Raw genomic sequence first — 26,291 nt, forward strand, 5'->3', positions numbered from 1 at the left:
TCATGCCCGGCGGGCCGGGGGCAAGGGAAAGTGGATCGCCCGCCGCCGACCGCAAGGGATGGGAGGGGGATCATGACGGATTTGCGTCGCTTTCATGACCCGGACCGGGTTTTGTTGACCAGGATCAAAGTGTGCCGCCGCGCGCCGTGCCATATCCTATGGAGTATCGAGTTGCAGTATGGTCAGGGCATATGGAAGGTCATCCGGTTTCGAGTGAGTCCCTGGTCATGCCGCCGGTTAGCGAGTGCGCCGGGACCGGGGCGGGGACGGCAGAGCCATCGGCCACCCCCGCCATCGTGCCCTCGGCCGATGCGGAGCCCAGGGGGCCGAAAAGCTTTCCCAGCCTCGACCCGGATGCGATCCGGCTGGCCTTCGAAACCGGACGCTATCCCTATCCGCGCCGCATGGGGCGCGTCGCCTATGAGCGGGAAAAGGCCCGGCTGCAGGCCGAGTTGCTGAAGGCGCAGATCTGGGCGCAGGAGACGGGACAGAAATTCGTCATCCTGTTCGAGGGCCGCGACGCCGCCGGCAAGGGCGGCACGATCAAGCGCTTCATGGAACACCTGAACCCGCGTTTCGCGCGGGTGGTGGCGCTGAACAAGCCCTCCGAGATCGAGCGCGGGCAATGGTTCTTCCAACGCTACATCCGCCACCTGCCGACCGCGGGCGAGATGGTGTTCTACGACCGCAGCTGGTACAACCGCGCCGGGGTCGAGCGGGTCATGGGTTTCTGCTCGCCGGTGGAATACCTGGAATTCATGCGCCAGGCCCCGGAATTCGAGCGCATGCTGGTCCGCTCGGGCATTCGGCTTTACAAATACTGGTTCTCGGTCACCCGCGACGAGCAGCGGGCGCGCTTCGAGGCGCGCGAGACCGATCCGCTGAAGCGCTGGAAGCTTTCGCCCATCGACCTCGCCAGCCTCGACAAATGGGAGGATTACACCGAGGCGAAGGAGGCGATGTTCTTCTATACCGACACCGCCGATGCGCCCTGGACCATCGTCAAGTCGAACGACAAGAAGCGGGCGCGGTTGAACTGCATGCGGCATTTCCTGTCGACGCTGGACTATCCCGACAAGGATGCGGCCATCGCGGCGCCGCCCGATCCGCTGATCGTCGGCCATGCCAGCCATGTGATCCATTCGGCCGAGCATATCCTGGGCGCATCGCTGCACCCCGACCAACGGCGGACGCCGCCTGTGGCGGGTCCGCCCCTGGGGTGATCGCCCGCGCGGCCGTGCCGGCCGCGGGCATTTCCTGAAACCGGCATGGCCGCGAGCGGGCGAGATCCTCTGCTTCGCCGGCCCTCGTGTTGAACAGGCAGGCGAGGGAACCCGGCGGGCGGTCCTCTTGCGAGAATCAAGCGCCGGAACCCGACCGGTTCCGGCCTTCTGGCTGTCAGGGACCCAGGCCGCAGGCCGGGAAAACCCCGGCGGCTGGTGCGGTGTCGCAGCACGCCAGTCGCAAGCTGGGGTGGACGAGACGGCCGTTCCGCCTAACAGGCCGCTGAAAAAGGATTTTGAGAGGGCGACGCAGCGGAAATCGTTCTGGATCCAGCTGATATCGGCCCGAAAATGGGGTGTTTTCGGCAAATTTGAAGCGGATTTTCCGGTTCCCTGCCCGCGCTGTCCTGTCGCAAGGACTTTTTCAGCAGCCTGCTAAAGACCAAGGAGCGCAGGGGCTTGCGATGCCCAAGGGGGCCGTTCTTTGCCAGCCGGGACGGGCGCGGGGCCAAGGGCAGAACAGGCCCGCCCGCCCCTGGCTCAAGCGTGTCGCCGAAAGCCCGCGCCTGCCGGATCGCGCCCCGTCTACTCCGGTTCCGCCAGCCGTTCCTGCCACATCTTGCGAAAGGCAGGACGGGCCTGGCAATCGTCAAGCCAGGCGGTGACGGCCGGGAATTGCTCCATCAGCTCGCCATAGCCCTGGGCATAGCGCAGGATCTCGGCCAGGTTCAGGTCGGCCACGGTGAAGCGGCCTCCGACCAGGTGGCCATGCCGGGCAAGGTGATCCTCCAGCACGCGCAGGGGGCGGACCAGCCGCTCGGCGGCATGGGCCACGGTGGCCTGGGCCGCGCCGGGCTGGGCCTGGCCCTTGCCGTGGTTGAACAGGATGACCAGCGCGTCCTGTTCGATGGCGGTGGCGGCGTAGAAGCTCCATTGCAGCATCAGCGCGTCCTCGATCGCATCGGCGGGGCCGAAGGGCTGGCCGTATTTGCGCGCCAGATGCAGCGTGCAGGCCAGCGATTCCGACAGCACCAGGTCGCCGTCCTGGATCACCGGGATGGCGCCTGCGGGCGAGAGCTTCAGGAAATCCGGCGAATGCGTGTTCAGCGGCGCGTCGGATGCATCGGGATCGGGCAGGCGATAGGCCTGGATCACCGGCACCTGCTTGAAGGGCAGGCCCAATTCATGACACAGCCAGATGATGCGCGATGCGCGCGAGCGGGTGACGCCATAGACGGTCAGCATGGGCCTCTCCTTGATGCGGTGGCAGCTTAGGCGGGTTCAGAGCATCTGGGCAAGATAGCGCATCATGTTGCCGCCCATGACCTTGGCGATCTGCTGGTCGCTCAGCCCGGCATCCAGCAGCGCCTGGGTCAGCGCGGCCAGATGCGAGGCATCGAAGGGTGCATCGACCGAACCGTCGTAATCCGAGCCGAGCGAGACGTGATCCTCGCCCACCAGCGCGATGGCGGCCTGGATGCCGGTGGCGATGTCGGCCGGGGTCTTGCCGCAGACGACATCGGCCCAATAGCCGATGCCGATCAGCCCGCCCTTGCCGGCGATGGCCTTCAGCAGCGCGTCGTCGAGGTTGCGCGGACTGGGGCAATGGCCGTGGATGCCGGTATGGGACAGGATCGGCCGGGTGCCGGGAGTGGCCAGAACGTCGCGCACCATCTGCGGGCTGGCATGGGCCAGGTCGATGATCATGCGCTTGGCCATCATCTCCTCGACCACCTGCCGGCCGAAGGGGCTGAGCCCGGCGCCGCTGCCGCCTTCGCCATGCAGGCTGCCGCCAAGCTCGTTGTCGAAGAAATGCGTCAGGCCCAGCAGGCGGAAACCGGCGCCGTAAAGCACCTGGAGGTTGCCGATCTGCCCCTCCAGCGGATGCGCCCCTTCCGAGCCCAGGATGGCGCCGACCGTCTTCGCGCCGTTCTGCCGCGCCTCCAGCAGGGTCTGCAGATCCTCGGCCGAGCGGATCAGCATGAGCTGGTCGGGCGCGCGCTCGGCGGCGCGGCGCAGGGCGGCGGCCTGGACCAGCGCGCGCTCCTTGAGGCTGAACCAGCTCGGCAGCGGGCGCAGCTGGCCGATGAAGAGCGGGGTGATGTTGTCCGGCGCCTCGGCCGAGTTGCGACCATAGTTCTGGCCGCGCGGGCTCTTGGTGACGGTGGTGAAGACCTGCACCGCGACATTGCCCTCGGCCAGCCGGGGGATGTCGGTATGGCCGCGCCCGGCACGCCCCAGCAGGTCGCGGTCCCAGAGCAGCGCATCCGAATGCCAGTCGCCGATCATCAGCCGCTGGTGCAGCGCCTCGGCCTGGGGCGAGACCGGCCAGCCCTCGGCGGGCCCGGAAACCGGGTTCAGGCGGCGCTCGACGAATCCCGGCCCCCAGATCGCCACCACGACGGCGGCCAGGGCCGCCAGGCCCAGAAGCCAAAGGATGGTGCGTCGGATCATGCGGATCATGCCGTCCCCTTTTTCGGTTTCCCGGCAGCATAGGACGGGCCCATGCCGCAGGCGACGAAAAACTGCCCGGCAACGGCCGGCAGGAAGAGGGGGCTCTGCCCCCATCCCTTCGGGATTCCCCCGGGATATTTCGACACGGAAGAACGGCGGAAGAGGCCCTGCTGTTCTTTCGTGTCCAAATATCCTCTGGGGGTCCGGGGGGCGAAGCGCCCCCGGCGGCGAGGGTTCAGTCCTCCATGGCCTCGAGTTCCTCGATGAAGCCCTCGATCATCGACAGGCCCTTGTCCCAGAAGGCCGGGTCTGAGGCGTCGAGGCCGAAAGGCGCCAGCAATTCCTTGTGATGGCGCGAGCCGCCCGCCGCCAGCATGTCGAAATATTTCGCCTGGAACTCGGGCAGCCCGTCCTCGTAGGCGGCGTAAAGCGCGTTCACCAGCCCGTCGCCGAAGGCATAGGCATAGACGTAGAAGGGCGAATGCACGAAATGCGGCACATAGGTCCAGAAGGTCTCGTAGCCCGGCATGAATTCGAAGGCATCGCCCAGGCTTTCCGCCTGCACCGACATCCACAGCGCGTTGATGTCGTCCGGCGTCAGCTCGCCCCGCGCGCGTGCGGCGTGCAGCTTGCATTCGAAGTCGTAGAAGGCGATCTGGCGCACCACCGTGTTGATCATGTCCTCGACCTTGCCGGCCAGCAGCGCCTTGCGCTGCGCCTTGTCCCCGGTCCGGGCCAGGAGCGCGCGGAAGGTCAGCATTTCGCCGAAGACGCTGGCCGTTTCGGCCAGGGTCAGCGGGGTCGCGGCCAGCAGTTCTCCCTGCGCCGCCGCCAGCCGCTGGTGGACGCCGTGGCCCAGCTCATGCGCCAGGGTCATCACGTCGCGCGGCTTGCCCAGATAGTTCAGCAGCACATAGGGATGGACGGTGGTCACGGTCGGATGGGCGAAGGCGCCCGGTGCCTTGCCGGGCTTCACCGCCGCGTCGATCCAGCCCTGCTCGAAGAAGGGCTGCGCCAGTTCCGCCAGCCTCGGCGAGAAGCCGGCATAGGCGTCCAGCACCGTCGCCTGCGCCTCGGCCCAGGGGATCAGGCGCGGGCTTTCGCTGGGCAGCGGCGCGTTGCGGTCCCAGACCTCGAGCTTGTCGAGCCCCAGCCAGCGCGCCTTGAGCCGGTAGTAGCGATGCGACAGGCGCGGATAGGCGGCGGTGACGGCGTTCTTCAGCGCCTCGACCACCTCGGGTTCGACATGGTTCGACAGGTGCCGCGCCGTCTGCGGCGTCGGCATCTTGCGCCACTTGTCCTCGATGGCCTTTTCCTTGGCGAGCGTGTTGTGGATGCGGGCGAAGAGCTTGACGTTCCTGCCGAAGACCTCGGCCAGGGCGCGGGCGCCGGCCTCGCGCCGGGCGCGGTCGTGGTCGGTCAGCAGGTTCAGCGTCGCCTCCAGCCCCAGTTCCTCGTCCTCGCCCTCGACGGCGAAGGTCAGGCCGGCCGTGGTCTCGTCGAAGAGCCGGTTCCAGGCGGCGGCGCCGACCACCGAATTGTCGTGCAGGAAGCGTTCCAGCTCGTTCGAGAGCTGATAGGGGCGCATCGCGCGCATGCGGTCGAAGACCGGCTTGTAGCGGGCGGGACCGTTCGGCGCGGCGAAGATTTCCTCGTAGCGCGCGTCGGGGATGCGGTTGAACTCCAGGCTGAAGAACACGAGCTTGGTCGTTGCCGCGGTGATGCGGTCCTGAAGGTCGCCCATCTGCTTGGCGCGGGCCGAATCGGTGGTGTTCTGGTAATAGCGCAGCCCGGCATAGGACATGACCCGCCCGGCCAGGATGTCGATCTCCTGGTAGCGCTCGATGCATTCCAGCATCTTGCCGGCGTCGAGCGAGACCAGCTTGCCGTCGTAGTCGCGGGCGAAGATGCAGCAGGCCCGCTCGACCGCCTCGACGTCGCGGGCCAGTTCCGGCGAATCGGGCGCGGGGTAGAGATCGCCCAAATTCCATTCCGGCAGCGCGCCCAGATCGGGGGTTTTGGCCGGGACAGGCAAGGCATTCTCGTCTCGCGGCAGGACGCGGTCCAGGGGGCTGCGGGCAGAAATCGTCATGATCGCTCCTTTCGTATGGTCAACATGTGACCTCTGAACCGCCGGGCTGCAAGCCATGCGATGTGCAGGGCGGGGGCGCAGGATGCGGTTCAGGATGCGGCGGCGGCGCCGAAATGGGCGATGGCGGCGTCCAGGAAGCGGCTGCGGACGGGGTCGCGTTCCATCATCGGCTCGTGCCGGCAATCGGCCAGGTCCAGCAGCCGGGCGCCGGGCCAGGCGGCGGCGCGGCTGCGGATGGCCTGGGGCGAGACGACCCGCTCGCGATCCCCCAGCGCGATCAGCGCCGGCAGCGCGGGCGGGGGCAGGGCGGCCAGGCGCCGGCATTCCAGAAGCGCCGCGCGCAGCCAGTCGTTGCTGGCACCGCCGACCGAGATGTCGGGCCAGGCCGCGGCCTCGGCCACCAGTCGGCCCCAGCGCCGGCCGTCATGGGTCAGCAGGTTGTCGTGGAACGGGTCCATCAGCACGAAGCTGTTCTCGCCCCCCGTGCGCGGCGCGGGGTGGCCGCCGCGGCCCAGCCGGCCCAGCGTGGTGGCAAACGCCAGCGCCAGCGCCTCGGGCACGCCGCGCAGGTTGATGCCCCACATCGGCGCCGAGAACGCCGCGCCTTGCACCGGCAGGCCCGAGTCGAGCGCGGCAAGGCCGATGGTGCCGCCCATGGAATGCGCCAGCAGGTGCCAGGGCCGCGGCAGGTCCAGTTCCTGCGCCGCGACCACCAGTTCGACCACGTCGCGCTGGTAATCGGCGAAATCGCCGATATGGCCGGGCCGGACATTGTCCTGCAGGCGGTCGGACATGCCCTGTCCGCGCCAGTCCAGCGCCAGCACGTCCAGCCCGGCGGCGTTCAGGTCGGCCGCGACCTCGGCGTATTTCTCCAGGTATTCGGTGCGGCCCGGAAACAGCAGCACCGTGCCCGAGGCGCCGCCCGCGGCCCAATGCGCCGCCCGCAGGCGCACCCCGTCCTCGGCCCGCAGCCAGAAGGCGCGGGCCAGGGGCAGGGGGTCGCCGGGCAGCGTGTTGAAGGGCGCGGGCTTCATCGCTTCAGGACAGCAGCGCGCCCAGCTTCATCGCCGTGCCCATCGAGCCGTCGACCCGCAGCTTGCCGGTCATGAAGGCAGTGGTCGGGTTCACGTCGCCCGACAGCAGGCCCTCGAAGGTCTCGCGGCTGGCGGTCAGCGTCACCTCGGCCTCGTCGTCGGCGGCACGGGCGCCGTCGGCGTCGATATAGACCGCCCCCTCGCCCTCGATGACGAATTTGGCGGTGCCGTCGAAGCCCTTGGCCTTTTCGTCCAGCGCGGCCACGGCTGCCTCGATGACTTTGCTCATTCTGGGATCTCCTGTTCTCGTGTCTGGAATTAGACGATGGGGAAAGTTACATGGGGAATATGCTTTTGCCAGTCCCCCATTTCCATCTTGCCGTTGCGGCAGCGCTTTTCCTGGGGCTGGCGGCGGCCGGCCCCGGCCATGCGCGGCAGGACGGGGGCCCCTTGCCCCATGCGATGCCGGTGCAGGACGCACCGCCGCAGGACGATATTCCCGAGGACGAGGAGGGTCCGCCCGAAGACGAAGGCGAGGCGCTGCCCGAAAGCCCGCTTTCCGAACCCGCGGCCCCCTCCGAGCCGACCGCCGAGGCGCGGCTGCGCGAGCGCGAGGACCTGGACCTGCTGTTTGCCGAACTGGCCCAGCCGGGCGGCGAGACCTGGGCGCGGGCCGAGACCGACATCCTGCGCATCTGGTCGCGCTCCGGCTCGGCGGCGATGGACCTGCTCTACAAGCGGGGCGAGGCGGCGCTGGACACGGGCGACACCGTCACCGCCATCGGCCACCTGACCGCGCTGACCGACCATGCGCCGGATTTCGCGGCGGGCTGGTACCTGCGTTCGGTCGCCTTCTATCTGGACGGGGATTTCGGCCCGGCCATCGCCGATCTGGGGCAGGTGCTGCGGCTCGAGCCGCGCCATTTCGGCGCCCTGACCCAGCTGGGCACCATCCTCGAGGAACTGGGCGACGACCGGGACGCGCTGGAGGCCTTTCGCCAGAGCCTGAAGATCCACCCCCATCAACAGGAGGCGCAGGATGCCGTCCAGCGCCTCGAACGCAAATTGCAGGGCACCGACGCCTGATGAGTGACAGATCGCGGGTCACGGCCGTCCTTGGCCCGACCAATACCGGCAAGACGCATTATGCCATCGACCGGATGCTGGCGCATCGCACCGGGGTCATCGGCCTGCCGCTGCGCCTGCTGGCGCGCGAGGTCTATGACCGCATCGTCAAGGCGCGCGGCCCCTCGGTCGTGGCGCTGGTCACGGGCGAGGAGCGGATCGTGCCCGAGCGCGTGCAATACTGGGTCGCCACCACCGAGGCCATGCCCGAGGTCGGCGCCGATTTCGTCGCCATTGACGAGATCCAGCTTTGCGCCGACCCCGAGCGCGGCCATGTCTTCACCGACCGGCTGCTCAACATGCGCGGGCTGCATGAGACGCTGCTGCTGGGCAGCGACACCATGCGCCCGGCCATCGCCGCGCTGGTGCCGCAGGCGCAGTTCATGCGGCGCGAGCGGTTCTCGGCCCTGTCATGGGCCGGCTCGAAAAAGATCAGCCGGATGCCGGCGCGCTCGGCCATCGTCTGCTTCTCGGTCGAGGAGGTCTATGCCACGGCCGAGCTGATCCGCCGCCAGAAGGGCGGCTGCGCCGTGGTCATGGGGGCGCTGAGCCCGCGCACCCGCAACGCGCAGGTCGCCATGTATCAGGCGGGCGAGGTCGATTACCTGGTCGCCACCGACGCCATCGGCATGGGGCTGAACCTCGACATCCGCCACATCGCCTTTTCCGCCACCGAGAAATTCGACGGCCGCCGCTATCGCCCGCTGTTCCCGCATGAGCTGGGCCAGATCGCCGGCCGGGCGGGGCGGCATACCGAGCCGGGCAGCTTCGGCGTCACCGGCGATGCCGCGCCGCTGGACGAGGGGCTGATCGAGGCGATCGAGAACCACCGCTTTCAACCGATCGGCCGGCTGATGTGGCGCAATGCCGCGCTGGAATTCGGCACGGTCGAGCGGCTCTTGCAAAGCCTCGAGACGCAGCCGCAATCGGAATGGCTGGTGCGCGGGCGCGAGGCGGACGACATCCGCGCGCTCAAGGCGCTGTCGGCGATGCCCGAGATCCGCGACCAGGTGACGCATCCGCGCGAGGTGCGGCTGCTCTGGGACGTCTGCCGGATCCCGGATTTCCGCTCGATCTCGGCGGCCGAGCATTCGACGCTGCTGGCGCGGATCTTCGGCTTTCTGCGCGACGGCAAGGTGCCCGGCGACTGGCTGGAGGGGCAGATCCGCCGCATTGACCGGATTCAGGGCGACATCGACACATTGTCGAAACGATTGGCATATATACGCACCTGGACCTATGTTGCCCAACGATCCGGCTGGGTGTCGGACGAAAGTCATTGGCGTGCCGAGACGCGCGCGGTAGAAGATCGGTTGTCGGACGCGTTGCACGCGGCTCTGACGCAAAGATTCGTGGACCGGCGCACTTCCGTGCTGCTGCGCCGGCTCAAACAGAAGGAGAGCCTTTTGGCCGAGGTGAATGACAAGGGCGAAGTGACGGTCGAGGGCGAATTCGCCGGCCGTCTGGAAGGCTTCCGCTTCCACGCCGATCCGAGCGCAACCGGGGACGAGGCGCGGATGCTGCAACGCGCCGCCTATGAGGCGCTGCGCCCCGAGTTCCATCTGCGCGCCGACCGCTTCTACAACGCGCCGGATACCGAGCTGGACTTCACCGAGCAGGGCGGCCTGATGTGGGGCAGCTCGGCGGTGGGCAAGCTGGTCAAGGGCGCCGAGGCGCTGAAACCCGGCGTCGAGGCCTTCGTCGACGAGGAGGCGGGCCCCGAGATTGCCGAGAAGGTGCGCCGTCGCCTGCAGCATTTCATCGACCGCAAGATCGCCACCCTGTTCGAGCCGCTGCTGGCGCTCAGGAACGACGAGACGCTGGCCGGGCTGGCCCGCGGCTTCGCCTTCCGCCTGGTCGAGGCGCTGGGTGTGCTGCCGCGCGAGGGCGTGGCGACCGAGGTCAAGGAACTGGACCAGGACGCGCGCGGCCTTCTGCGCAAGCATGGCGTGCGCTTCGGCCAGTTCACCATCTTCCAGCCGGCGCTGCTGAAGCCGGCGCCGACCCGGCTGCGGCTGGTGCTTTGGGGGCTGGACCAGGGCCTGTCGGAATTCCCCGAAAGCCCGCCGCCCGGCCTGGTGACGATCCCCAACCTGCCCGACGTGCCCAAGGGCTATTACACGCTGTCGGGCTATCACCCGGCGGGCGAGCGGGCGATTCGCATCGACATGCTCGAGCGGCTGGCCGACATGCTGCGCGGCCAGGACAGCCGCGGCGGCTTCGAGGCGACGCCCGACATGCTGTCGATCACCGGCATGACGCTGGAGCAGTTCGCCGGGCTGATGCAGGGCCTGGGCTATCGCGCCGAGCGGGGCGAGCGCCCCAAGGCCCGCGCCGAGGCGGCGCCCGCCGCCGAGCCCGCGCCGCAAGAGGCCGACCACGAGCATCCGCTGACCGAGGAGGAAAGCGTGCTTGCCGCCGAGACCCGCGCCAAATGGGAGGCCGAGCAGGCTGCCCGCAAGGCCGCCGAGGCGGAGGCCGAGGTCGTTGCGGCCGAAGCCGGCGCCGAACCTGGCGAAGCGGCGCCCGAGACCGAGGTGTTCTACAGCTTCACCTGGGCTCCGCGCCCCCGCGGCGGCCATCGCCGGCCCGAGCGCGGCGAGCGCCAGGGTCAGGGCCAAGGCCAAGGGCAGGGTCAGGGCCGCCCGCAGGGCGAGCGCGGCCCGCGCCGCGAACGCGAGGCGGGGCAGGAGAATCGGCGCGACGGCAAGCCCTTCGAAGGCAAGCCGCGCGGCGAACGCGGCGACCGGCCCGACCGCGGCCCGAAGGGCAAGCCCAAGGGCAAGCCGCGCCATGACGGTCCCAAGAGCTTCGAGGCCCGCCCGCCGCGCGCCGAGAAACAGGCCGACCCGGACAGCCCCTTCGCCGTTCTCGCCGCGCTCAAGAACAAGACGTGAGAGGGGAAGGCGGCGAAAGCATCAGGCTCGACCGCTGGCTGCATCACGCGCGGCTGTTCAAGACCCGCACCCTGGCCGCCGATGCGATCGGCGCCGGGGGCATCCGGCTGAACGGCCAGCCCTGCAGCAAGCCGGCGCAGGTGGTGCGGGGCGGCGATACCGTCACCGTTTCGGCCCATGGCCGGGTCAGGGTGCTGCGGATCGTGCTTCTGGGCGAACGCCGCGGCCCGGCCACCGAGGCGGCCACGCTTTACGAGGAACTCTAGGCTGGCGAAGGACTCCGGTCAGCCGGACAAGGAACCGGGTTCCTGCCCGCGCCCCTGCGACAGAACGCCATCCCATCCCGGCCGGGGCTCGGCCCTATCCTCGTCTTTTCGCCGGCGGTGGCCTTGATTGATGGCTGCGGCGGGCGTAACTAGCCGATCAGGAAACAGGAATATCTCGCCATGACCTATGTCGTCACCGAAAACTGCATCATGTGCAAATACACCGACTGCGTCGAGGTGTGCCCCGTGGACTGTTTTTATGAAGGCGAGAACACGCTGGTCATCCATCCCGACGAATGCATCGACTGCGGCGTCTGCGAACCGGAATGCCCGGCCGATGCGATTCGCCCCGATACCGAGCCCGACATGGAGACATGGGTCGAGTTCAATCGCAAATATGCCGAATCCTGGCCGGTGATCACCCGCAAGAAGGATCCGATGCCCGGCTATCAGGAGATGGACGGCATGCCCGGCAAGCTGGAGAAATATTTCTCGGAAGCGCCCGGCGAGGGGGATTGAGACCTCCGGTCCCGTTCGCGGGGCCGATTTCGTTTGAAATGCTAACGACTGTGCCGATCCTGCATCATATGTCGGATTTGACTGTCGCATCGCTTGGCGAGACGGGGCCACAACCGCTAGATCGCATCCGTGGCGAGGGCGTCGATTCGCCCTGGCCATGCATCGGCTCTGTTCGGTGAAGCGTTCCCTGGTATTGAGTCTGAACGATTTTCTTTCGTCAAACGGGGCCGGTGCCGCTTTTCAGGGAACCTTTGAACCGGCGCGATTTTTGTGCTATGGTGCAGCCATCTCGCGCCGGTCGGGCTGCTTTTGTGGCCTGGCCGGCGCTGCTGCCTGTCCTGATCGACTGCCCGGTCAGAAGTGCAAGAACAACAATGTTGGCCCGTAAGGGGGGATTGTCCCGCCTTGGGGGTTTTTGTGCCGCGTGGCGGTGCAACTGCGAAGGATGCCCAATGTCGAAAGCCAAGAAGACCGAATTCCGCCCCGATGACTTTGTCGTCTACCCCACCCATGGCGTGGGCCGCATCGTTTCGATCGAAGAGCAGGAGGTGGCGGGACTGCGCCTCGAAATGTTCGTGATCTCGTTCGAAAAGGACAAGATGACCCTGCGCGTGCCCACCGCCCGCGCGACCGAGATCGGCATGCGCGGCCTCTCGACCCCGGACCTGGTCGAGCGGGCGCTGGACACGCTGAAGGGCAAGGCCCGCGTCAAGCGCGCGATGTGGTCGCGCCGTGCCCAGGAATATGAGCAAAAGATCAACTCGGGCGACCTGATGTCGATCGCCGAGGTGGTGCGCGACCTGCATCGCAACGACGACCAGCGCGAGCAATCCTATTCCGAGCGCCAGCTCTACGAGGCCGCGCTGGACCGCCTGACCCGCGAGGTCGCCGCCGTGTCCGGCATGGACGAGGCCGGCGCGCAGAAGAAGGTCGAAACCGTGCTGACCGCCCGCGCCGCCTGAGGGCAGGCCGTCGGGATGATCGGGGCGCCCGCAGGGGCGCCCTTTTTCATGCCGAGAGGCGGGAAAGCCGCGCTCGGGGGGGCAAAACCCCGTTGGGAAAAGTTGCCCGCGTCGGGCGCGCATCAGGCCGGTCGGGTAAAGTTGCCGGCGTCAGGCGCGCATCAGGCCGAAGACCAGCGAGATCGAAACCAGTGCCAGCCAGACCGAGGCGAGCCGCTGGACGCCTTGCAGCCGCTTTCCGCCGCCGTTTCCCGCCTGCGTCAAGGCCCCGGCGCAGCCCCAGGCCAGGGCCGCGCCCATCACCATCAGGCAGAACATCCCCAGCCGTGTCGCGAAGGCCGGATCCTGCGGCGCGGGAAGCAGGACCAGGCCGAAGATCAGCGCCTTGGGGTTCAGGACGGTGGTCACGTAGATCCGCCGCGCGCCGACCCCGCGGCTTTCGCCCTCATCGCCGGGCGCACGCCACAGCGCCGTCGCCAGGACCATGATCCAGGCGGCCGCCGCCAGTTTCAGCCCGACGGCCAGGGCCGGCACCTGTTCCAGCAGCCCCGCGCCCAGGAAGGCCAGCGGCAGGACGGTCGTCAGATAGCCCGCCAGTTCCGCGGGCAGCAGGCGCGCGACGCTGGCCAGCCCGCGCCGCGCCCCGGCGATCCCCATCAGCGTATTCGTCGGCCCCGGCGCCAGCAGCAGCGCCAGAACCGCCGAAACGAATGCCGTCATGGTCATCGGTCGCGTCCCTTCTCAATCCTGCCTGCGCGCTATCATGGCCTTCCCCTGGATGAATTGATCTGGGTCAGGGGCGCAAGGCAAGGGCCCGGTCACGGCCGCTTTTCGCCGCTGCCGCTACGTGCGAAAGGGGGCGATCCGGCCGGGCCGCCCCTCGCGGCTTTCAGCCCAGGGCGGCCAGGATGCGCGCCCAGCTGCGCGCGCCCCTGGCAAAGCTGTCGAGATCGTATTTCTCGTTCGGGGAATGGATGCGGTCGTCGTCGCGGGCAAAGCCGATCAGCATGGAATCCATGCCCAGGATCTCCTTGAAATCCCCGGCGATGGGGATCGAGCCGCCGGCGCCGATATAGGCCGCCTCGCGCCCCCATTCCTGCGTCAGCGCCGCCTTGGCCGCGGCAAAGGCCGGGTCCGAGATGTCCATGCGGCTGGCCGGGCTGGCGCCATGGCCGTGGAACTCGACCGTGCAATCCTCGGGGACATGGGCGCGGACATGGGCGCGGAAGGTCTCGCGGATGCGGTCGGGATCCTGGGTGCCGGTCAGGCGGAAGCTGACCTTGGCGCGGGCCTCGGCCGGCAGGACGGTCTTGAAGCCCTCGCCGGTATAGCCGCCGGTGATGCCGTTGATCTCGAAGGTGGGGCGGTTCCAGACCATCTCCAGCCCGGTGCGGCCCGTCTCGCCCACCGGATGCTTCAGCCCGACGCGCCCCAGGAACTCGGCCGGGTCGAAGCCGAGCGCGGCCCAGTCGGCGCGCAGTTCCGGGGACAGCTCCTCGACGCCGTCATAGAAGCCGGGCAGGGCGACGCGGCCGCCGGCGTCCTTGACCGTCGCAAGCGCGTTGACGAGGATCTGGACCGGGTTCGCCGCCAGCCCGCCGAAGCTGCCCGAATGCAGGTCGCGGTCAGCGGCGCGGATCACGATCTCCTCGCCGCAAAGCCCGCGCAGCTGGGTGGTGATGGCCGGGCGGCCGTCGGCATAAAGCCCGGTGTCGCAGATCATGGCGATGCCGGCGCGCAATTCCTCGGCATTCTCGCGCAGGAAGGGGCGCAGGCTGGGCGAGCCGGATTCCTCCTCGCCCTCGAACAGCAGCACCAGGTCCGAGGGCAGGCTGCCATGCACCGCCTTCCAGGCGCGGAACGCCTCGACGAAGGTCATCAACTGGCCCTTGTCGTCCGAGGCGCCGCGGCCGCGGATCACCTTGCCCTGCGGCGTGTCCTCGATATGCGGCTCGAAGGGCGGGCGTTCCCACAGCTCCAGCGGATCGACGGGCTGCACGTCGTAATGGCCATAGAACAGCAGCGGCCGCCGCGTCCCCTTCGGCGAATGCGCGACCACCATCGGATGGCCGGGCGTGTCGCGCAGCTCGGCCCGGAAGCCCAGCGAGACCAGCTCGGCGCAAAGCCATTCCGCGGCGCGCCGCACCTCGGCCGCATAGGCCGGGTCGGTCGAGACCGAGGGAATGCGAAGAAATTCCATCAGCCGGTCGAGCGCCTGGGGCAGCCCCGCGTCCAGCGTTGAAAGTACTTCGCCGATTCTGGAATTGTCCGTCATCCTTCGCCTTTCCTGATTGATTTTATCAGAGAAAATGCCTGTCCCCTTGGTATGGGTGCGACATTTTAACGCTGTATTTCCTCTGGCTTGATGCGTATCAAGGTATGACCCGCGGGATCGCAGCATGATCCCCCAAGCAAGCAAGTTCAAGCAAGGCAAGGGATCCGTGATGGACTATTCAGCCGCCCTCGATCAGGCCATCGGCAAGCTGCACGAAGAGGGTCGTTACCGCACCTTCATCGACATCGAGCGTCGCAAGGGGGCCTATCCGCAGGCGGTCTGGACCCGTCCCGACGGGACCGAGACCGAGATCACCGTATGGTGCGGCAACGACTACCTGGGCATGGGCCAGCACCCGGTGGTGCTGGCGGCGATGCACGAGGCGCTGGATGCCACCGGGGCGGGTTCCGGCGGCACGCGCAACATCTCGGGCACCACGGTCTATCACAAGCGGCTCGAGGCGGAACTGGCCGACCTGCACGGGAAAGAGGCCGCGCTGGTCTTTTCCAGCGCCTACACCGCCAATGACGCCACGCTCTCGACCCTGCGCAAGCTGTTTCCCGGCCTCATCATCTATTCCGACGAGCTGAACCACGCCTCGATGATCGAGGGGATCAAGCGGTTCGACGGCGCCAAGCGCATCTTCCGCCACAACGACGTCGCGCATCTGCGCGAGTTGCTGGAGGCCGACGATCCCGAGGCGCCCAAGCTGATCGCCTTCGAATCGATCTATTCCATGGATGGCGATTTCGGCCCCCTCGCGGCGCTCTGCGACCTGGCCGAGGAATTCAACGCCCTGACCTATCTGGACGAGGTCCATGCCGTCGGCATGTATGGCCCCCGCGGCGGCGGCGTGGCCGAGCGCGACGGGCTCAGCCACCGCATCGACATCTTCAACGGCACGCTGGGCAAGGCGTTCGGCGTCTTCGGCGGCTATATCGCCGCCTCGGCCAAGATGGTGGACGCAATCCGCTCCTATGCGCCGGGCTTCATCTTCACCACCTCGCTGCCGCCGGCGGTGGCGGCCGGGGCCGCGGCCTCGATCGCCTTCCTCAAGACGGCGGAAGGGCAGTTGCTGCGCGACCAGCAACAACTGAACGCCCGCATCCTGAAGATGCGGCTGCGCGGGCTCGGCATGCCGATCATGGACCATGGCAGCCATATCGTGCCGGTGCATGTCGGCAACCCGGTGCATTGCAAGGCGCTGTCGGACATGCTGCTGGCCGATTTCGGCATCTATGTGCAGCCGATCAACTTCCCGACCGTGCCGCGCGGCACCGAACGGCTGCGCTTCACGCCCTCGCCGGTGCATGATCCCAAGCAGATCGACCAGCTGGTGAAGGCCATGGACAACCTCTGGTCGCAGTGCAAACTGAACCGTTCAACTTCAGCTGCCTGAGACGGTTTCGGGGTGAAGACCTCTCGCGCCCGTGATAACCTTGCTTTAATCAAGTTGTGAGAGTCTTCCGATTCGCGGGGACGAGCAGCAAAGAATGGGGCAGGCGCAATGATCGGGCTAAGGGGTAATCCCCCGTCCAATGGCCATGAGGAGCCGGCGGCCTTGCCGCCCGGTTTCGACGATCCTGACATTCGTCTCGGTGATCTGATGCGGGGCGAACGGGCCACGCTGGGCAAGTCGCTGCTGGATGTCCAGCGCGAATTGCGCATTCGCGCCTCCTATGTCGCCGCCATCGAGAATTGCGACATTTCCGCCTTCGACACGCCCAGCTTCATCGCGGGCTATGTCCGCTCCTATGCCCGCTATCTCGGCATGGACGCCGACTGGACCTTCCGCCGCTTCTGCCAGGAATCGGGCTTCCAGCCGACGCATGGCATGGCCCCCGCCGCCGCCGGGCCAAAGCCGCAGCGCCGGCCCTCGGACCCGGCCGAGGCGCTGGCCAATCCGCATCCGATCTTCCTGCCCCGGCAGGAAAGCATCTGGAGCTCGATCGAGCCGCGGGCCATCGGCTCGCTGCTGGTCATGGTCGTGCTGGCCTGCGGGCTGGGCTATGGCGGCTGGGCCGTGCTGCAAGAGGTGCAGAAGGTCAACCTGACCCCCGGCGAGCAGGCCCCCGGCGTCATCGCCGCGCTGGACCCGGTGCAGGAGGCGGCCGAGCCCGAGACCGTGGAATCGGCCCAGGTCAATTTGCCGCGCCCCGAGGGGTTGGACCGCACCTATCGCCCGCAGGCGCTGGAGCTGCCGGTGCTGGTCGCCCGCGACGGGCCCATCGCCGCCATCGACCCGCGGCTGGACGTGCCGGCGGCCAAGCCGGAAGGCGCCGCGCCCGCAACCCGCACCGCCGCGGTCCAGGACCGGGTCTATGGCCCGCAGATGCCGCCCGAACAGGCGGCGGTGCGCACCGTCGCCCCCGATGCGCCCGAGATCGAGATCCTGACCGCCCGTCCCGCCTGGGTGCGCGTCACCTCGGCCGACGGCACGGTGCTGCTGGAAAAGACCATGGACGCGGGCGAACGTTTCGCCCTGCCCAAGCTGGAAGCGCCGCCGGTGCTGCGCGCGGGCAATTCCGGCGCGGTCTATTTCGCGGTCAACGGCCGCACCTATGGCCCGGCGGCGCCCGGCGCCAGGGTGGTCAAGAATGTCGAGCTGTCGCCCACGGCGCTGACGGCGCAATATGCCTTTGCCGATCTCAGCAAGGATCCGCAGCTGGCCGAGATGGTCGCGCTGGCATCGGCCGAGCAGCCGGACCAGGCCCCCGCGCAGGATTGACCGGCCGCGGGGTCACGGATGCGGCATCGCGCGCCCGACCGGGGTCGGATGGCTTGCCCGTCCGGCCGCATCGGCCTATTTCTGACGGGTGAATCCGCCTCTGGCGCAGGAAAAGGCCCCAGCCATGTCGCATAATCCGATCCGCCCCTGGCGCAATATCGACCGGCGCAAGTCGCGCCGGATCATGGTCGGCAACGTGCCGGTCGGGGGCGACGCGCCGATCAGCGTGCAGACCATGACCAATACCGACACCTCGGACGTGCGCGCGACGCTGGACCAGATCATCCGCGCCGCCGACGTCGGCGCCGACATCGTCCGCGTCTCGACCCCCGACGAGGCCTCGACCCGCGCCCTGCGCGAGATCTGCCGCGAAAGCCCGGTGCCGATCGTGGCCGACATCCATTTCCACTACCGCCGCGCCATCGAGGCCGCCGAGGCCGGCGCCGCCTGCCTGCGCATCAACCCCGGCAATATCGGCGACGCCGCCCGCGTGCGCGAGGTGATCAAGGCCGCCCGCGACCACGGCTGCTCGATCCGCATCGGCGTGAACGCCGGCAGCCTGGAAAAGCACCTGCTGGAGAAATACGGCGAGCCATGCCCGGATGCGATGGTGGAATCCGGCCTCGACCATATCCGCATCCTGCAGGACAATGATTTCCACGAATTCAAGATCAGCGTGAAGGCATCGGACGTCTTCCTTGCCGCTGCCGCCTATCAGCAGCTGGCCGAGGCGACGGATGCGCCGATCCACCTGGGCATCACCGAGGCGGGCGGGCTGGTCTCCGGCACGGTGAAATCCGCCATCGGCCTGGGCAACCTGTTGTGGATGGGCATCGGCGACACGATCCGGGTCAGCCTGTCCGCCGATCCGGTCGAGGAGGTCAAGGTCGGCTTCGAGGTCCTGAAATCGCTTGGCCTGCGCACCCGCGGCGTGCAGATCATCTCCTGCCCCAGCTGCGCGCGCCAGGGCTTCGACGTCATCAAGACGGTCGAGACCCTGGAAAAGCGCCTCGAACACATCAAGACCCCGATGAGCCTGTCGATCATCGGCTGCGTGGTGAACGGGCCGGGCGAGGCGCTGATGACCGACATCGGCTTCACCGGCGGCGGCGCCGGCTCGGGCATGGTCTATCTGGCCGGCAAGCAGAACCACAAGATGACCAACGCCCAGATGGTCGACCATATCGTCGAGCTGGTCGAGAAACGCGCCGCCGAGATCGAGGCCGCGCAATCCGCCGCCGCCGAATAGCCAAAGGGCGGCCCCATGCGCCGCCCCATGCTTCTTCGTTCCAGAAATACCCATGCCGCCCGCGCAACCCGCCCAGGCGGCGCAGCCTCAGCCCTCGGCCTTGGCCTCGGTGCGCGGGCAATCGCGCCCTCCAGCCCCTGGGTGGGCATGCTGTGCAATCCGCCGCCGAATAGCCAAAGGGCGGCCCCATGCGCCGCCCCGTATTTCTTCGTTCCAGAAATACCCCTGCCGCCCGCGCAACCCGGCCCAGGCGGCGCAGCCTCAGCCCTCGGCCTTGGCCTCGCGCGCACGGGCAATCGCGCCCTCCAGCCCTTCGGTGGGCATGCCGCGCAGCATCTCGCCGCCGATGATGAAGGTGGGGGTGCCCATGATCCGCATCTGCTCGGCCAGCTGGTGGTTCTTGCGCAGCACGGCCGAGACCTCCTCGGTGTTCATCCGGTTCAGCACCGCCTGGCTGTCCAGCTCCAGGTCTCCGGCCAGCTTGGCCAGGCTTTCCAGGTTCACCGGCCCGCGCGATTCCATCAGCGCGTCATGCGCCTTCTTGTAGGCGTCGGGCCCGGCTTCCTGCTGCACCGCGACGGCAAAGCGCGCGGCCATGTCGCTTTCCTGGGTCAGGATCGGGAATTCCTTGACGATCCAGCGGATATTGCCATCGGCCGAGATCAGCTTCTCCACGTCCGGGCTGACCCGCTTGCAGACGCCGCAGCGGTAGTCGACGAACTCGACCAGGGTCACGTCGCCCTCGGGATTGCCGCCGACCCAGCTGTGGCCGTCCTGGAAGATCGCCTCGCGGTTGTTCTCGACCAGCAGCTCGTCGTTGCGGGCCTCGTCGGCAAGCCGGCGTTCCTCCAGCACGTTGATCGATTCGATCAGCACGTCGGGATTGGCCATCAGGTAGTCGCGCACCGCCTCGCCGAAGGCGGCCTTCTCGGCCTCGGTCATGTTCGCGGGGTCGAAGGCCGCGGCGGGCAGGGCGGTGGCAGCCAGCAGCGCTGCGGTCACAAGGGCTTTCATCGGGCAATCCTCTCCAGTTCCCGGCAACTTGACCGCTTGCGCGGGGCGTTGCAAGCGCCCGGCCGGGGCATCACGCGGGCTTGACCGGGCCGGCCGCAGGGCGGATACCCGGCCAAAACCATGAGGCAGGCTGACATGAGACAATCCCGCCGCGGGCAGGTCGATCCCTTCATCGTCATGGATGTGATGGAGGCCGCCCGCAAGGCCGAGGCCCAGGGCCGCCGCATCATCCACATGGAGGTCGGCCAGCCCTCGACCCCGGCGCCCCAAGGCGCGCGCCGGGCGCTGGCGGCGGCGCTGGACCGGCCCTTGGGCTATACGGTCGCGCTTGGCCTGCCGGAACTGCGCCAGGGCATCGCCGGGCTTTACAAGCGCTGGTATGGGCTCGACCTCGACCCGGCGCGGGTGGTGGTGACGCCGGGTTCCTCGGGCGCCTTCATCCTGGCCTTCTCGGCGCTTTTCGACGCGGGCGCGCGGGTGGCGCTCGGCGAGCCGGGCTATCCCAGCTATCGCCAGATCCTGCGCGCCATGTCGCTGGAGCCGGTGGGCATCCCGACGCGGGCCGAGGATCGCTATCAGCCGCGCCCGGGCGACCTGCCGGCGGATGCGCAGGGGCTGATCCTGGCCTCGCCCGGCAACCCGTCGGGCACGGTGCTGCGGCGCGAGGAGCTGGCGGGACTGACCGCGCGCGCGGCAGAGCTGGGCATGAACGTGATCTCGGACGAGATCTATCACGGGCTGGACTATGGCGCGGGCTTCCATTCCGCGCTGGAGGTGACGGACGAGGTCTTCGTCATCAACAGCTTCTCGAAATATTTCAGCATGACCGGCTGGCGCGTGGGCTGGATGGTGGTGCCCGACGGCATGATCCGCACCGTCGAGCGGATCGCGCAGAACATGTTCATCTGCCCGCCCCATGCCAGCCAGGTCGCGGCGTTGGCGGCGCTGGATTGCGTCGATGAGGCCGAGGCGAACCTGGCCGTCTATGCCGAGAACCGCCGGCTGATGCTGGAGCGGCTGCCCAGGATCGGATTTTCGCGCATCGCGCCGCCCGAGGGCGCCTTCTACATCTATGCCGACGTGTCGGAGCTGACGACGGACAGCCTGGCCTTCGCCGCGGAAATCCTGGAAAAGGCCGGGGTGGCGGTGACGCCGGGCCTGGACTTCGACCCCCATCGCGGCGCGCAGACCCTGCGTTTCAGCTATGCCGCGGGGGCAGCCGAGATCGCCGAGGGGCTCGACCGTCTGGCGGCCTTCATGGCGGCGCGATGAGATGGCTTTGCGCCATCCTGCTGGTCTGGCTTGCCTGGCCCGCGCTGGCCGATGACGGCGCGCGCCCGGCCGTGGCGACGGTCGATCTGGCGCAATCCTCGTTGGTGGCCGAGGGGCGCGACCGCGGCAAGCCGCGGCCGATGGAGCTGCGGCTGACGATCAGCCGGCCGGTGCCCTATCGGGTCTATTTCCTGGACGGGCCGCCGCGGCTGGTGGTGGATTTCCGCGAGATCGACTTTTCCGGCGCCGATGCCGAGGCGCTGCCGGGGCGCGAACTGGTGCCGGCGCTGCGCTGGGGGCGCTTTCGCCCCGGCTGGTCGCGGCTGGTGATGGAACTGCCCGGCCCCTATGCGCTGCGGCTGGCGGTGCAAAGCCCGGCCGAGGGCGACGCCCAGGGGGCGCTGGTCAAGCTGCGCATGGAGCCGGTGAAGCCCGAGGATTTCGTCACCCGCGGCAATGCGCTTTCGGCGCTGTGGGACTTGCCGCAGCCGGCGGCCGTGGCGCCGCTGCCGCCGCGCCGCGCCGGCACCCGGCCCCTGCGCGTGGCGCTGGACCCCGGCCATGGCGGCCACGACCCCGGCGCCCAGGTCGGCGCGATCAGCGAGGCGGCGCTGATGCTGGGCTTTGCCCGCGAACTGACCGAGATCCTGAACCGCGCCGGTTTCGAGGTCATCGCCACCCGCAAGGACGACAGCTTCATCCCGCTTGAGCGGCGCATGACCATTGCCCGCGCCGAGCAGGCGGACCTGTTCATCTCGCTCCATGCCGATGCGCTGCCGGCGGGCGAGGCGGCGGGGCTGTCGATCTATGTCTGGAACCCGCAGGCCGACGACCGCGCCACGCGCGAACTGGCCATGCGCCACGACCGCGCCGACCTGCTGGCCGGGCTGGACCTGTCGGGGACCGACGACCAGCTGGCCGACGTGCTGATGGACCTGGCGCGGACCGAGACGCATCCGCGCTCGGAAGCCTTCGCCAAGTTCGCGGTGTCCGAGCTGAACCGGGCGGGCATCGCCATGCACCGCAGGCCGGTGCGCGGCGCGGCGTTTTCGGTGCTGAAATCGCCCGACATCCCCTCGGTCCTGGTCGAGCTGGGCTTCCTGACCGATCCGGGCGACCGCGCCAACCTGTTCGACCCCGAGTGGCGCGCGCAGACCGCGCAGGCGCTGGCCCAGGCCATCAGGCTTTGGGCGCAGGACGATGCCGCCCGCGCCGCCCTGCTGCGCAAGTAGCGCAAGGTTGCTTTGACGGGCGCGGCCTCGCTGTCTATAGAGGCGCAGGTTATCCCCAGAGGCTTGCCCATTGCTGCGCTTCCTGCTGTCCTTCATCGGTGCGATCTTTTCCTGGCTCGTGACCGCGGTCTTCTTCATCGCCCTGACCGTGGGCGCGGTGTTCTGGATGTATTCGCGCGACCTGCCCAGCCATGAGCAGCTGGCGCAATACGCGCCCAAGACCATCAGCCGGATCTATTCCGCAGAAGGGCGGCTGATCGACGAATTCGCCGAGGAACGCCGCATCTTCGTGCCCATCGACGAGATCCCGCCCCTGGTGAAGCAGGCCTTCATCAGCGCCGAGGACAAGCATTTCTACAGCCATCACGGCTTCGACCCGATGGGCATGGGCAAGGCGGCGCTGGATGCGATCAGCTCGGGCGGGCGCAACCTGCGCGGCGCCTCGACCATCACCCAGCAGGTGATGAAGAACTTCCTGCTGTCCAGCGACCGCAGCGTCGAGCGCAAGATCAAGGAGCTGATCCTGGCCACCCGGCTGGAATCGACGCTTAGCAAGGACCAGATCCTCGAGCTTTACCTCAACGAGATCTTCCTGGGACAGAACAGCTTCGGCGTGGCCGCGGCGGCGCAAAGCTATTTCAACAAGCCGCTGACCGAGCTTGCGCCGCATGAGGCGGCGACCCTGGCCGCCATGCCCAAGGCGCCGGGCCGCTATCACCCCGTCCGCGCCCGTGAGGCGCTGACCGAACGGCGCGACTATGTCCTGCGCGAGATGTGGCAGAACGGCTATATCGACCAGGCCACCTACGAGGCCGAGGCCAGGCAGCCGCTGCGCTCGGTCCAGAACGGCGATTTCCCCGCCTTCCAGCAGCAATTGCCGCCGCGCGACTATTTCACCGACGAGATCCGCCGCCAGCTTTCGGCGCAATTCGGCGCCGAGGAGTTCTTCGGCGGCGGGCTGGCGATCCGGGCGACCATCGACCCCAAGCTGCAACAGGTCGCCGCCCATGCGCTGCAGCAGGCGCTCGAGAAATACGACCGCGGCCGCGGCGTCTGGCGCGGCACCCGCGTCAGGATCCCGGCCGAGCAGCTGGGCGACGAGCAGGCATGGCGCGCGGCGCTGTCCGATGCCGATGTGCCCCGCGACATCGAGGGCTGGTTTCCGGCCGTGGTGCTGGCGCTGGGGGACAGCGAGGCCACCATCGGCATCGAGGGGATCGAGGGCACCGCCCAGATCCCGGCCAAGGACGTGCAATGGGCAAGGAAGCGGCTGGCCGACGGCACGCTGGCGCCCAAGGCCAAGGTGGCTTCGGACCTGCTGGAACTGGGCGACGTGGTGCTGGTGCGGCGCATGACCAGCGACAGCGACGGCAGCTTCATCCGCTGGACCCTGCGCCAGGTGCCCGAGGTGCAGGGCGGCTTCATGGCCATGGACGTGAACACCGGCCGCGTCATCGCCATGCAGGGCGGCTTTTCCTATCAAAGCTCGGTTTTCAACCGCGCCACCCAGGCGCAGCGCCAGCCGGGCTCCAGCTTCAAGCCCTTCGTCTATGCGGCGGCGCTGGATTCGGGCTTCAACCCCGCGACCATCGTCGTGGACGAGCCGATCACCGTGAACACGCCGCAGGGGCTGTGGACGCCCAAGAACGCCAGCGGCAAGTTCTATGGCCCGACGCCGATGCGCACCGGGATCGAGCAGTCCAGGAACCTGATGACCATCCGCATCGCCCAGGGCATCGGCATGGACACGGTGGCGAAATATGCCGAGAAATTCGGGGTCTACGACCATCTCGGCCATTTCCTCGCCAATTCGCTGGGCGCGCAGGAAACGACGCTGTTCAAGATGGTCGCCGCATATGCCATGTTCGCCAATGGCGGCGAGCGGGTGGAACCCACGCTGGTCGACCGCGTGCAGGACCGCCGCGGCCGCACCATCTATCGCCACGACCGCCGCGACTGCGTGACCTGCGGCCAGCCGACCCTGCCCGCCGGCGCCGCGCCCGAGATCCGCTCGAACCGCGAACGGGTGATGGACGCGATCACCGCCTACCAGCTGACCTCGATGCTCGAGGGCGTGGTCAAGCGCGGCTCGGGCCGCGGGGTCAGCCTGCCGGTGCCCGTGGCCGGCAAGACCGGCACCACCAACGATGCCAAGGACGTGTGGTTCATCGGCTTCACCTCGAACATCGTCGCCGGCTGCTATCTGGGCTACGACCAGCCGCGCACGCTGGGCGCCAACGCCTATGGCGGGACGCTTTGCGTGCCGGTCTTCAACGAATTCATGCAAGAGGCGGTCAAGGAATTCGGCGGCACCGCCTTCAAGGTTCCGCCGGGCGGGCATTTCGTCAACATCGACCGCTTCAGCGGCGCGATCCTGGGCCCGGATGCCAAGGGCGACAACGTCATCGCCGAATATTTCCGCGACGGCCAGGATCTGACCGGGCTGATGCTGGTCGACGGCGGCTTCGGCCGTGCCGATCCGGGCACCTTGCCCTTGTTCACCGAGGCGCGCGACGGCGGGCAGGCGGTGACGACCTCGACCGGCAAGAAGAAGGTGATCCCGAAGAAGGCCGATTTCGGCACTCTGTCCTCGGGCGGGCTGTATTGAGGGCTGGCGCTTGCCGCCGCCCGCCGCCCGCGTTATTTGTCCTGCCCTGACCGAAATCCGAACCCAGAGAGTGCCCATGCGCGCCGAAACCCAAGCCACCATCGAGGCGATCCGCAAATCGCTGAAACTGCTCGGCCAGCGCATGGACTGGGAAACCGCGCCGCACCGGCTGGAAGAGCTGAACGCCATGATCGAGGCCGGCGACATCTGGTCCGACCCGGCCCGCGCCCAGAAGCTGATGCGCGACCGGCAGATGCTGTCGGATGCGGTCGAGACCTATCGCCGCATCGACACCGAGCTCAAGGACAATGCCGAGCTGATCGAGCTGGGCGAGGCCGAGGGCGATGCCGAGATCGTCGCCGATGCCGAGGGCGCGCTGAAATCCCTGGCGGAACTGGCCGCGCAGAAGGAGCTGGAGGCGCTTCTGAACGGCGAGGCCGACGGCAACGACACCTTCCTCGAGATCAATGCCGGGGCCGGCGGCACGGAAAGCGCCGACTGGGCCAGCATGCTCGCGCGGATGTATGTCCGCTGGGCCGAGAAGAAAGGCTACAATGTCGAGCTTCTGTCCGAAACGCCGGGCGAAGAGGCGGGGATCCGTTCCGCCGCCTACAAGATTTCCGGGCCGAACGCCTATGGCTGGCTGAAGTCGGAATCGGGCGTGCATCGACTGGTGCGCATCTCGCCCTATGATTCGGCGGCGCGGCGGCATACCTCGTTTTCCTCGGTCTGGGTCTATCCGGTGGTGGATGACAATATCGAGATCACCATCCCCGACAACGAGATCAGGATCGACACCTACCGCTCGTCGGGCGCCGGCGGGCAGCATGTCAACACCACCGATTCGGCGGTGCGCATCACCCACCTGCCGACGGGAATCGTCGTGACCAGCTCGGAGAAATCGCAGCACCAGAACCGCGCCAACGCCATGGCGGCGCTGAAGGCGCGGCTTTATCAGCTGGAGCTGGACAAGCGCAACGCCGCGATCAACGCTCAGCACGAGGCCAAGGGCGATGCCGGCTGGGGCAACCAGATCCGCTCCTATGTGCTGCATCCCTACCAGATGGTGAAGGATCTGCGCACCGGGCACGAGACCTCGGATACGCAAGGGGTGCTGGACGGCGACCTGGACGCCTTCATGGCCGCGACGCTGGCGCTGGACGTGGCCGGCAAGTCGCGGGCCGAGGCGCAGGCCGAGGACTGATCCGCCGCGCCCGTGGCGCGGTCGCGCGAGCATCTGGAAAACGGTGAAGCAGGCGCGGCGCGGGCGCGGGGCATTGCGCGAGTGTTTTCTCTGTTCCTCAAATACCCATGCATGGGCGACGTTGGCACGGCGGCATG

21 protein-coding genes are annotated in these 26,291 nt (G+C 68.1%); 13 read left to right on the top strand and 8 right to left on the bottom strand.

All coding sequences use genetic code 11. The features are described 5' to 3' along the window. The first annotated feature begins 227 nt into the window (after nt 1-227). Nucleotides 228-1,223, top strand: a complete 996-nt coding sequence (ppk2, locus tag E3U25_RS04800; RefSeq protein ID WP_244294952.1) for a polyphosphate kinase 2 — start codon at nt 228-230, stop codon at nt 1,221-1,223. A 585-nt stretch (nt 1,224-1,808) separates the two neighbouring features. Here the strand turns inward: ppk2 and E3U25_RS04805 are convergent. The 5 genes from E3U25_RS04805 to E3U25_RS04825 form a co-directional block, all read right to left on the bottom strand. Further along, the gene (locus E3U25_RS04805) at nt 1,809-2,468 is read right to left on the bottom strand and encodes a glutathione S-transferase family protein (RefSeq protein ID WP_036749614.1); all 660 of its coding nucleotides are present in this window, start codon (nt 2,466-2,468) and stop codon (nt 1,809-1,811) included. A 36-nt stretch (nt 2,469-2,504) separates the two neighbouring features. Further along, entirely contained in the window at nt 2,505-3,686 is a 1,182-nt protein-coding gene (locus tag E3U25_RS04810; protein ID WP_116221056.1) for a dipeptidase, read from the bottom strand. A gap of 226 nt (nt 3,687-3,912) precedes the next feature. Then, complete coding sequence (locus E3U25_RS04815) at nt 3,913-5,769, bottom strand: M3 family oligoendopeptidase (RefSeq protein ID WP_244294950.1); 1,857 nt, start codon at nt 5,767-5,769, stop codon at nt 3,913-3,915. 89 nt (nt 5,770-5,858) lie between these two features. Next, nucleotides 5,859-6,803, bottom strand: a complete 945-nt coding sequence (locus E3U25_RS04820; protein ID WP_036749618.1) for an alpha/beta fold hydrolase — start codon at nt 6,801-6,803, stop codon at nt 5,859-5,861. Between the two features lie 4 nt (nt 6,804-6,807). Further along, on the bottom strand, nt 6,808-7,092 hold the full coding sequence (locus tag E3U25_RS04825; protein WP_036749621.1) for an SCP2 sterol-binding domain-containing protein: 285 nt from the start codon (nt 7,090-7,092) through the stop codon (nt 6,808-6,810). A 50-nt stretch (nt 7,093-7,142) separates the two neighbouring features. On the opposite strand from E3U25_RS04825, the gene E3U25_RS04830 reads away from it, so the two are divergent. The 5 genes from E3U25_RS04830 to E3U25_RS04850 all read left to right on the top strand — a co-directional run bounded on the left by E3U25_RS04830 (nt 7,143) and on the right by E3U25_RS04850 (nt 12,572). Then, nucleotides 7,143-7,889, top strand: coding sequence for a tetratricopeptide repeat protein (locus E3U25_RS04830; RefSeq protein ID WP_036749624.1), 747 nt, complete (start codon nt 7,143-7,145; stop codon nt 7,887-7,889). Beyond that, a complete protein-coding gene (locus E3U25_RS04835) occupies nt 7,889-10,825 on the top strand; it encodes a helicase-related protein (protein WP_116221055.1) in 2,937 nt (978 codons plus the stop codon). The genes E3U25_RS04830 and E3U25_RS04835 overlap by 1 nt, the downstream gene beginning before the upstream one ends. After that, on the top strand, nt 10,822-11,091 hold the full coding sequence (locus E3U25_RS04840; protein WP_116221054.1) for an RNA-binding S4 domain-containing protein: 270 nt from the start codon (nt 10,822-10,824) through the stop codon (nt 11,089-11,091). Before E3U25_RS04835 ends, E3U25_RS04840 begins: the two co-directional genes overlap by 4 nt. A 180-nt stretch (nt 11,092-11,271) precedes the next feature. Further along, nucleotides 11,272-11,610 carry a ferredoxin FdxA gene (gene fdxA, locus E3U25_RS04845; RefSeq protein ID WP_024845187.1) on the top strand — a complete coding sequence of 113 codons (339 nt, stop codon included), beginning with the start codon at nt 11,272-11,274 and terminating at the stop codon, nt 11,608-11,610. A 452-nt stretch (nt 11,611-12,062) separates the two neighbouring features. Beyond that, nucleotides 12,063-12,572: a CarD family transcriptional regulator gene (locus E3U25_RS04850; protein WP_036749634.1), complete on the top strand. Its 510-nt coding sequence runs from the start codon at nt 12,063-12,065 to the stop codon at nt 12,570-12,572. 150 nt (nt 12,573-12,722) lie between these two features. Here E3U25_RS04850 and E3U25_RS04855 read toward each other — a convergent pair whose 3' ends face one another. Together E3U25_RS04855 and E3U25_RS04860 are read right to left on the bottom strand one after the other, a co-directional pair. Further along, nucleotides 12,723-13,298 carry a LysE family translocator gene (locus E3U25_RS04855; protein ID WP_072460741.1) on the bottom strand — a complete coding sequence of 192 codons (576 nt, stop codon included), beginning with the start codon at nt 13,296-13,298 and terminating at the stop codon, nt 12,723-12,725. A gap of 163 nt (nt 13,299-13,461) precedes the next feature. After that, on the bottom strand, nt 13,462-14,847 hold the full coding sequence (locus E3U25_RS04860; RefSeq protein ID WP_072460740.1) for a dipeptidase: 1,386 nt from the start codon (nt 14,845-14,847) through the stop codon (nt 13,462-13,464). 169 nt (nt 14,848-15,016) lie between these two features. On the opposite strand from E3U25_RS04860, the gene hemA reads away from it, so the two are divergent. The 3 genes from hemA to ispG all read left to right on the top strand — a co-directional run bounded on the left by hemA (nt 15,017) and on the right by ispG (nt 18,824). After that, on the top strand, nt 15,017-16,246 hold the full coding sequence (hemA, locus tag E3U25_RS04865; RefSeq protein WP_036749768.1) for a 5-aminolevulinate synthase: 1,230 nt from the start codon (nt 15,017-15,019) through the stop codon (nt 16,244-16,246). Nucleotides 16,247-16,354: 108 nt separating this feature from the next. Beyond that, the gene (locus tag E3U25_RS04870; protein WP_036749643.1) at nt 16,355-17,575 is read left to right on the top strand and encodes a helix-turn-helix domain-containing protein; all 1,221 of its coding nucleotides are present in this window, start codon (nt 16,355-16,357) and stop codon (nt 17,573-17,575) included. A 124-nt stretch (nt 17,576-17,699) separates the two neighbouring features. Beyond that, entirely contained in the window at nt 17,700-18,824 is a 1,125-nt protein-coding gene (gene ispG, locus E3U25_RS04875) for a flavodoxin-dependent (E)-4-hydroxy-3-methylbut-2-enyl-diphosphate synthase (protein WP_036749646.1), read from the top strand. Nucleotides 18,825-19,085: 261 nt separating this feature from the next. On the opposite strand, the gene E3U25_RS04880 is transcribed toward ispG, so the two are convergent. Beyond that, nucleotides 19,086-19,838: a DsbA family protein gene (locus E3U25_RS04880; protein WP_072460739.1), complete on the bottom strand. Its 753-nt coding sequence runs from the start codon at nt 19,836-19,838 to the stop codon at nt 19,086-19,088. A gap of 135 nt (nt 19,839-19,973) precedes the next feature. On the opposite strand from E3U25_RS04880, the gene E3U25_RS04885 reads away from it, so the two are divergent. From E3U25_RS04885 to prfB, 4 genes are all read left to right on the top strand, one after another. After that, on the top strand, nt 19,974-21,110 hold the full coding sequence (locus tag E3U25_RS04885) for a pyridoxal phosphate-dependent aminotransferase (RefSeq protein ID WP_116221053.1): 1,137 nt from the start codon (nt 19,974-19,976) through the stop codon (nt 21,108-21,110). Beyond that, nucleotides 21,107-22,342, top strand: a complete 1,236-nt coding sequence (locus E3U25_RS04890; RefSeq protein WP_116221052.1) for an N-acetylmuramoyl-L-alanine amidase — start codon at nt 21,107-21,109, stop codon at nt 22,340-22,342. The genes E3U25_RS04885 and E3U25_RS04890 overlap by 4 nt, the downstream gene beginning before the upstream one ends. A 70-nt stretch (nt 22,343-22,412) precedes the next feature. Continuing rightward, on the top strand, nt 22,413-24,950 hold the full coding sequence (locus E3U25_RS04895; protein ID WP_116221051.1) for a penicillin-binding protein 1A: 2,538 nt from the start codon (nt 22,413-22,415) through the stop codon (nt 24,948-24,950). A gap of 76 nt (nt 24,951-25,026) precedes the next feature. Then, a complete protein-coding gene (prfB, locus tag E3U25_RS04900) occupies nt 25,027-26,154 on the top strand; it encodes a peptide chain release factor 2 (RefSeq protein ID WP_024845198.1) in 1,128 nt (375 codons plus the stop codon). The last annotated feature ends 137 nt before the right edge of the window (nt 26,155-26,291 follow it).

Source organism: Paracoccus versutus, assembly GCF_029909795.1.
GTDB classification, from domain to species: domain Bacteria; phylum Pseudomonadota; class Alphaproteobacteria; order Rhodobacterales; family Rhodobacteraceae; genus Paracoccus; species Paracoccus versutus.